This is a genomic window from Gordonia sp. NPDC003585 (genome assembly GCF_040610755.1).
Taxonomy (GTDB): Bacteria; Actinomycetota; Actinomycetes; order Mycobacteriales; family Mycobacteriaceae; genus Gordonia.
Genome location: NZ_JBEXMX010000072.1, coordinates 20,812 through 28,656, shown reverse-complemented (window position 1 = coordinate 28,656; position 7,845 = coordinate 20,812). Strand labels below are relative to the sequence as shown.

The 7,845-nt window shown below is 66.3% G+C and carries 5 protein-coding genes; all 5 read right to left on the bottom strand.

Annotated features, from left to right (window positions below):
* Positions 1-303: 303 nt before the first annotated feature.
* Positions 304-1,605 (bottom strand): tyrosine--tRNA ligase, encoded by a 1,302-nt coding sequence (gene tyrS, locus ABZW74_RS18375; RefSeq protein WP_240855591.1) that lies wholly within the window; start codon positions 1,603-1,605, stop codon positions 304-306.
* A gap of 61 nt (positions 1,606-1,666) precedes the next feature.
* Positions 1,667-1,882: a Trm112 family protein gene (locus ABZW74_RS18370; RefSeq protein ID WP_240855593.1), complete on the bottom strand. Its 216-nt coding sequence runs from the start codon at positions 1,880-1,882 to the stop codon at positions 1,667-1,669.
* 169 nt (positions 1,883-2,051) lie between these two features.
* Positions 2,052-5,054: an AMP-binding protein gene (locus tag ABZW74_RS18365; protein ID WP_240855595.1), complete on the bottom strand. Its 3,003-nt coding sequence runs from the start codon at positions 5,052-5,054 to the stop codon at positions 2,052-2,054.
* 87 nt (positions 5,055-5,141) lie between these two features.
* Entirely contained in the window at positions 5,142-6,575 is a 1,434-nt protein-coding gene (gene argH, locus ABZW74_RS18360; protein WP_355278208.1) for an argininosuccinate lyase, read from the bottom strand.
* Entirely contained in the window at positions 6,572-7,771 is a 1,200-nt protein-coding gene (locus tag ABZW74_RS18355; RefSeq protein ID WP_355278206.1) for an argininosuccinate synthase, read from the bottom strand. Before ABZW74_RS18355 ends, argH begins: the two co-directional genes overlap by 4 nt.
* Positions 7,772-7,845 lie beyond the last annotated feature (74 nt).

Genomic DNA, 7,845 nt, shown 5'->3' with positions numbered 1-7,845 from the left:
CATCCAAAAACACTTGGACACACAATGCCAAACAAAATTGGCATCAGACAATTCATCATCACACTATCGAGTTCTCAAAGAACACACACCCACCGATCGTGACCCAGCTGGGCCCGGTTCCGATGAGCTCTCCCCCGAGCGTGACGAATCCCGCTCGTGTTCTTGGGAGTGGCGCCGCATGGGCGGTCCGGACCTTGGCCCGGACACTCTTACTTCCCCGGTCCTTCCTGGCCCCGGGGGAGTTGCTCTCTGCGGTGCATCGATTAAGTTACACAGGCGAGAACAACGCGTCAAATCGCCTGGTCAGAGGGCTAAACGTGCTCCCGCAAAGCTCTTCTTCCCGCGACGCACCACCAACCAGCGGCCGTGGAGCAGGTCAGCGTCGGCCGGCTGCCACTCCGCGTCGGTGATCTTGGTGTTGTTCACGTAGGCGCCGCCCTCACCGATCGCTCGGCGTGCCGCCTTGTTGCTCTCGGACAAACCGGTGTCAACGAGAAGCGAGACGATCGTCGGCCGCTCGGTGTAGTCGACGACCGTCGTTTCGCCGACCGCCGCCGCGAGGGTTGCCTCGTCGAGTTCGCCCAGATCAGCTCGTCCGAACAACGCCTGGCTGGCCAGCTCGACGGCTTTCGTGTGGTCCGCACCATGGATCAGGGTCGTCATCTCGGCAGCGAGTACCCGCTGCGCGCGCCGCAGGTGCGGGGTCTCGGCTGTCGCACGTTCGAGCTCGTCGATCTCAGCTCGACCGAGGAAGGTGAACCATTTCAGGTAGCGCACGACGTCGGCGTCGGCCGTGTTCACGAAGTACTGGTACCAGACGTAAGGACTGGTCAGAGCGGGATCTAGCCACAGGCTCCCGCCGCCGGTGGACTTGCCGAACTTCTTTCCGTCGGCGGTGGTGACGAGTGGAACGGTGAACGCGTGCACCGACGCACCTTCGACGCGTCGCGTCAGATCGACACCGCTGACGATGTTCCCCCACTGATCGGAACCACCGACCTGCAGGACGCATCCGTACCGGCGGAACAACTGTAGGTAATCGTTGGACTGCAGCAGCACATAACTGAACTCGGTGTAGCTGATGCCGTCCGACTCCAGTCGGCGACGCACCAGGTCACGTCCGAGCAGCACATTCATCGAGAAGTGTTTGCCCAGGTCACGCAGGAACTCGATGACGCTCAGGTCGTGGGTCCACTCCATGTTGTTGACCACCACGGCACCCGTCGGCGAGTCGTCGATCGTCACGAACCGCCGCAATTGGGCGTCGATGCGGCCGGCCCAATCCGCGACGGTGTCGGCGGAGTTCATGTTGCGCTCCCCCACGTCGCGGGGATCGCCGATCAGCCCGGTCGCACCGCCGGCCAGGACGACCGGTCGATGTCCGGCGAGTTGGAATCGCCGCAAGGTCAGCAGCGGTACGAGGTGTCCGGCGTGCAGGCTGGCGGCGGTCGGGTCGAAGCCTGCATAGAGGGTCGTCGGCCCACCTGCGAGCTGCGCCCGTAAGGCGTCCAAGTCGGTCGACTGTGCGATCAGTCCTCGCCACTCGAGGTCGTCGATGACATCTGAGGCGGTCGCGATATCGGTGTTGGCATGCTCGGCGGTCACGTCTTCGATCTTGTCATCGACCGGCGACGTCGCCACAGCCGGGCGCGTTCCCAGGTGGGCGTCAGCTCTGCGCCGTCAGCCGTTCGTGTTCGGCGTCATCGACCGCACGCGCCTCGTCGGCGAGCATCACCGGGATTCCGTCGGCGTCGATGCGGTACGCGACGTGCAGACGCGGGTTGTACAGTTCGTCGCCCGCGTCGAGCAGTGGTCCATGATCCTGGGGACAAACCAGCCGCTCCCGCAGGATCGGGTTGATGGCTTCGGTCCGTGCGCTCACTGTTGCTCCCGAGGTGTCGATGATGTCGGCCCGTCAACGTGCTGTACCGCAACCCTAATCGCATGGTCACACACTCCAGGTGCTCGCCCGCCGGTTGAGCCGCGGGCCCATCCGCGCCGGCTGGGTGAGAGCCTGCGAGCACCTCAGGGAGCGGTTGAAAGATCGGAGATCACGCCTGCCCGCCGGCTGCGACCTGCACATCGGTCGACCAGTCGGCCTTCGACGCCGCGCTGCGGGTGTACCGCCGATAGCGACCGTCGGAGTCGCGGTACCAGATCCGAGCACCGGGCCGCGGCAGTCCCTCACGGGCGAAGGTCGCGCTGATCGGGCGATAGGCGTCGGTCAGCGGGATCTCGTCGACGACGCGGATCAGATGTGGCCGCTGATGAGCGGGCAGCTCACCTAGCGCGATCCGCAACGACGAAACGGTCAACGCATCCGCGTTGACGTTGCTCCGCAACGACACCGCCGCCACTGCAACCTGCCGCCCTGGGTCGCCGACCGGGTACACGGCACACAGGTCGACTCCCTTGACGCGGGACAACATCTGCTCCACCGGGGCAACCCAGATGGGACCGTCGGCACTGCGGATCACGCTGTCGACCGATCCGAGGAACCAGAGGTCGTCGTCGACGTCACGCACGAACAGGTGCCCGGAGACCTCCCAGCGGTCGCGCGAGCCGAAAACGTCCCGGAGCACTGTCGACGAGGAGTCGAATCGGTGTCGGGCTCTCGACAGCAGCAAACCCGGCTCCCCGACCTCGGCCTTCCGTACAAATCCTGCATCGTCGATGATCAGCCGCTCGGTATCGATGTCGACCGCGGCGATCTCCACCGGATTGGTCTCCGGCAGCGGTCGTCCCATCGAGCCGGCCTTGTCGGCGGACACATTGGCCAGGATGGCCGAACCGTCCGCCGTCGCGAAGAATTCGAGGACACGCGCGCGGGGGAAGCTGGCCACCACGTCGTCCCACAGGCCCACCGGCATGCCGGAACCCATGAACAGGCGAATCGGGTTGTGCGGGTTGATCCGGAAGTCTTCCGACCGAACGACGTCACGCATCATCGTCCACGTGTAGGACACGACAGTGATCCCGTACCGCGGGACCTCGGTCGCGAAGGTGTCGGCGTCGACTCCGTGTGAGAGCGCGATCCGCGACCGGCCGACCACGGTTGCGCCGAGCGTGGTGAGGAGGCCGGAGGCGTGGTGCAGGGGCGGTAGACAGTAGACGGTGTCACGGTCGGTGAGACCCGCGGCCGACGCCGCACCGAATGCCGACATCGCAAACCGGTGGTTGGTCACCGGCCACGTCGCCAGACGTCCCCGCGAGCGGGTGAACAGGACAAATGCCAGATCACCCGCAACTCCCGGGTCGGGGCGATACCAGGTCGGCATCACGACCGCGTCGGGGTCGATCTGCTCCATGTCGATCACCGTCGATCCGTTCGCACCCTCGATGGCACGCGCATCGCCGCTGCCGCCACCGAGCACGAGCACCCGGTCGCAAAACTCGGAGGCCTGTTCGAGGTGGACCGGATCGGTGACGATCACCGAACTGTCGGCCAGTCGCAGCATCTCCGCGACATCACCATCGGCGGCCAGCATCACGGCGACGGCGCCGAGCCGAGACAGCGCCGCCACCACGACGAGGGCACTCGGGCGCGTGTCCATCAGGACCCCGATGTGCTGCCCGGGCCGTACTCCGCAGTCGACCAGGCCGGCGACCACGTTGTCGATACGGGTATTCACCTGCGCATGGGTCAACACGCGGTTCTCGAAGAGGAACAGTTCCTTGTCGCCGCTGTGTTTGGTGTTCTCCGACATCAACTTGCCCAGCGAGATCTGCGTCCCGGTCTGAATCTGCCCGAGTCGGAACAGGCGTGGCACCGTGCGGATCGATTCCTGCGCAACCGCACGCGAAGTCCGTTGGAAGGAATCGGCCAGCAGCAGCAGTTCGCGCGATGCCGCCGCCCCCGCGTCGGCAACCGAACCGACACCATGGGTGATGCGCGACGACAGGCTGACACCGCCGCCGTGTCCGGGTTCGACCGCCTCCATGGTCGAGATCAGGGCCGGCTTGTCTCCGTCGCGTGACTGCCAGTTGACCCATTCGGAGGTGGTGGGCCAGGTATGACTGCCTGCCGCACTGCCGACGACGAGCCCGAAATGGCCCACCGGAACCCGTGATTCGTAGATCTCGGCGTGGGGGGCGGCGCGAACGATGCCCCGTACAGCTGCGGGCTGTCCGATGTCGTCGGCGGTCCCGACGAAGGCCAGCACCGGGCAGGTGATCTCGGCCAACGACACCAGATCACCGTTGATGACAAATCCACCGGACACCATCCGGTTGTGGGCGACGAACTGCCGCAGCAACTCGGCGATGGCAGGCCCCGACCAGGCGACCCAGCCGTCGGCCTCCAGGAAACGCCGCTGGTCCTCTCGCGGCAGCAGAGCGTCGCGGTCGTGCAGCCGACGGAGGAAATCGATGCGGCTACGGACCGTCTTCACCGGGTCGAGGAGCTGAAAGCCGGTGCGCGCCATCCAGTCCCGAATCCACAAGTTGCGGCTGAACACCTTGTCGGCAAGGAATTCGGCGCCCGGCGCCACCAGACCTGCAGGCAACCCCAGCGGCAACGCGGCCAGCACGTCGACCGGACTTCCGAAGGTGATGACACTCGCGAGTCCCTTCGACCGGCGATACGCGGCCGTCTGATAGGCGAACATGCCACCCTGCGAGTACCCGGCCAGGTGGACGTCGCGACCAGTCGCCTCGATCACCACGTCGATCGCCCGGCTCACCGCCACCACGTGATCGGCGAGCGTGCGTTCCATGCCGCCCTCTTCGGTGTCGGGTGATCCGAAATCGACCACCCACGGCGCAATCCCGCTGCGATGCAGCACCGACACCGCGCCGTTGAGTTCGGTGACGTCGTAGACATTCGCCGACACCATCATCGGCGGGACGAGGATGATGTCGGGATCATCGGCGTGCTCGTCGGGAAAGTACCGGCGCAGGCGGTACATCTGCTCGGTCTCGACCACAGCGAACGGCGCCGGCTCGGTTTCGGTCTGGAAACCACCGAAACGCAGCACCTCGAGCCCGTTCTGCGCGGTGGCGACCACTCTGCCGACCACTCCACCGACGTCGGGCACTCCTACGATTCCGGCCATCGCCTGCAATCCCTCCCTGTCCCGACCCTGCCCTGCATCACAATGCTCGTGACGTCCGTCACTTTACCCACGAGCTGGGCATTTGACTCACATGCGTCCGCCGAACCCCTGCTCCCAGCGTTCGCGCAGCTGGGCGACCTGCGTCGACACCACGCGGATCTGACGCTGCACCTGCTGTGGCGCGGTGCCGCCATGGGCGTTGCGGGACTCCACCGAGCCGCGGACCGACAGCACGTCGCGCACATCCGGCGTCAGAGCCGGATTGATGCGCGCGAACGTGGCGTCATCGAGGTCGGCAAGCCCGACCCCTTGCGCCTCGGCCTCCCGGACGCATGCCCCGGCGACCTCGTGCGCGACGCGGAACGGTACACCTTGTCGAACCAACCATTCGGCGATGTCGGTGGCAAGGGTGAACCCCGCTGGCGCGAGTTCGGCCATGCGCTCGGTGTGGAATTCGAGGGTGGCGACCAGCCCGGTCACCGCCGGCAGCAACAACTCGAGTTGCGCCACCGCGTCGAAGACCGGTTCCTTGTCTTCTTGCAGGTCACGGTTGTAGGCCAGCGGCTGGGCCTTCAGTGTCGCCATCAGCCCGGTGAGATCACCGATCAGGCGCCCCGCCTTGCCGCGCATCAATTCGGCGACGTCCGGGTTCTTCTTCTGCGGCATGATCGAGCTGCCGGTCGACCAGGCGTCGGCGAGCGTGACGTACCCGAACTCCGGTGTGCTCCAGATGATGACCTCCTCCGACAGCCGCGAGAGGTCGACGGCGATCATCGCGAAGACGAACGACGCCTCCGCGGCAAAATCGCGCGACGACGTCGCATCGATGGAGTTCTCTGCGGGCGCGTCGAATCCGAGGTCGGCGGCGATCGCGGCCGGGTCGAGTCCCAGCGACGAGCCGGCCAGCGCGCCGGAACCGTACGGGGACACCGCGGTCCGACGGTCGGCGTCGGAGAGACGATCGATGTCGCGCAACAACGGCTGCGCGTGCGCGAGCAGGTGATGACCGAGCAGAACCGGCTGGGCGGCCTGCAGGTGGGTCTTGCCCGGCATGATCGCGTCGGGATGGCTGGCGGCCTGAGTGGTGAGCGCCTCAACCACGTCGAGCACGCCCAGGGCAACCTGTCGCATCGCGGCACGCAGCCACATCCGGAAGAGCGTCGCCACCTGGTCGTTCCGCGATCGCCCGGCCCGCAGGCGCCCGCCCAGTTCCGGACCGACGCGCTCGATCAATCCGCGTTCGAGCGCACCGTGCACGTCCTCGTCGGACTCCGCGGGAACGAAGGCGCCGGAGGCGACGTCGTCGGCGAGACGGTCGAGGCCGGCGAGCATGCCCGCGAGATCGTCGTCGGTGAGCAGTCCGGCCCGGTTGAGTACCCGGGCGTGTGCCTTGGACGCCTCGATGTCGTACGGCGCGAGAACCCAGTCGAAGTGGGTGGACTTGCTCAGGGCGGCCATCGCGTCGGCCGGGCCGCCCGCGAACCGGCCGCCCCAGAGCGAACCCTCGTTTGTCGCGCTCACAGACTCAAGTCGCGCTTGGCGGCGATCTTCGACGACAGACCGTGCAGTTCGACGAAGCCGCGCGCCGCCGACTGGTCGAAGCTGTCGCCCTCGTCGTAGGTTGCGAGGTTGAAGTCGTAGAGCGACTCGCCGCTGCGACGACCGTTGACGATGATCCCGCCCGCGTGCAGCACCAGCCGGATCTCACCGGAGACGTGCTCCTGGGTGCTGGCGACGAAGGTGTCCAGCGACCGCTTGAGCGGAGAGAACCAGAGACCGTCGTAGACGAGCTCGGCCCACTTCTGGTCGGTGCGGCGCTTGAAGCGCCCGAGTTCACGCTCGAGGGTCACATGCTCGAGCTCCTCGTGGGCGCGGATGAGGACCATTGCACCGGGGGCCTCGTAGACCTCGCGGCTCTTGATGCCCACCAGCCGGTCCTCGACGACGTCGAGGCGTCCGACACCTTGTGCGCCGGCGCGTCGGTTGAGTTCCTCGATGGCACCGAGCACGCTGACCGGCTTGCCGTCGATGGCGATGGGGCGTCCCTTGTCGAAGGTGATGACCAGTTCGTCGGGGGCGTTGAAGTTGACCGTCGGGTCCTCGGTGTAGTCGTAGACGTCCTTGGTGGGGGCGTTCCACAGATCCTCGAGGAAGCCGGTCTCCACCGCGCGGCCCCACACGTTCTGGTCGATCGAGAACGGCGAACGCTTGGTCACCGTGATCGGGATGGCGTTCTCCTCGGCGAAGGCAATGGCCTTCTCGCGGGTCCACGCGTAGTCGCGGACCGGGGCGAGCACCTCGAGGTCGGGTGCGAGCGAGGCGAATCCGACCTCGAACCGCACCTGGTCGTTGCCCTTGCCGGTGCAGCCGTGCGCGACGACCGTGCCGCCGTGATCGCGGGCCGCGGTCACCAGGTGCTTGGCGATGAGCGGCCGCGACAATGCCGACACCAGCGGGTACCGGTCCATGTAGAGCGCGTTCGACGTGATCGCGCCCAGGCAGTATTCGTCGGCGAACTCGTCGCGGGCGTCGACGACGACCGCTTCGGCGGCGCCGCAGTCGATCGCACGCTGACGCACGACCTCCATGTCCTCGCCGCCCTGGCCGAGGTCGAGCGCCACCGCGACGACCTCCTTGCCTGTCTCTTTCTGGATCCAGCTGATCGCTACCGAGGTGTCCAAGCCGCCCGAGTATGCGAGTACGACGCGTTCCGCCATGGTGGTGAGTGCTCCTGTTGTCTTGCCGTCTGGAAATTGTGTCTGAAAGTCTGTGGGTTCTTCGATTGGGATCG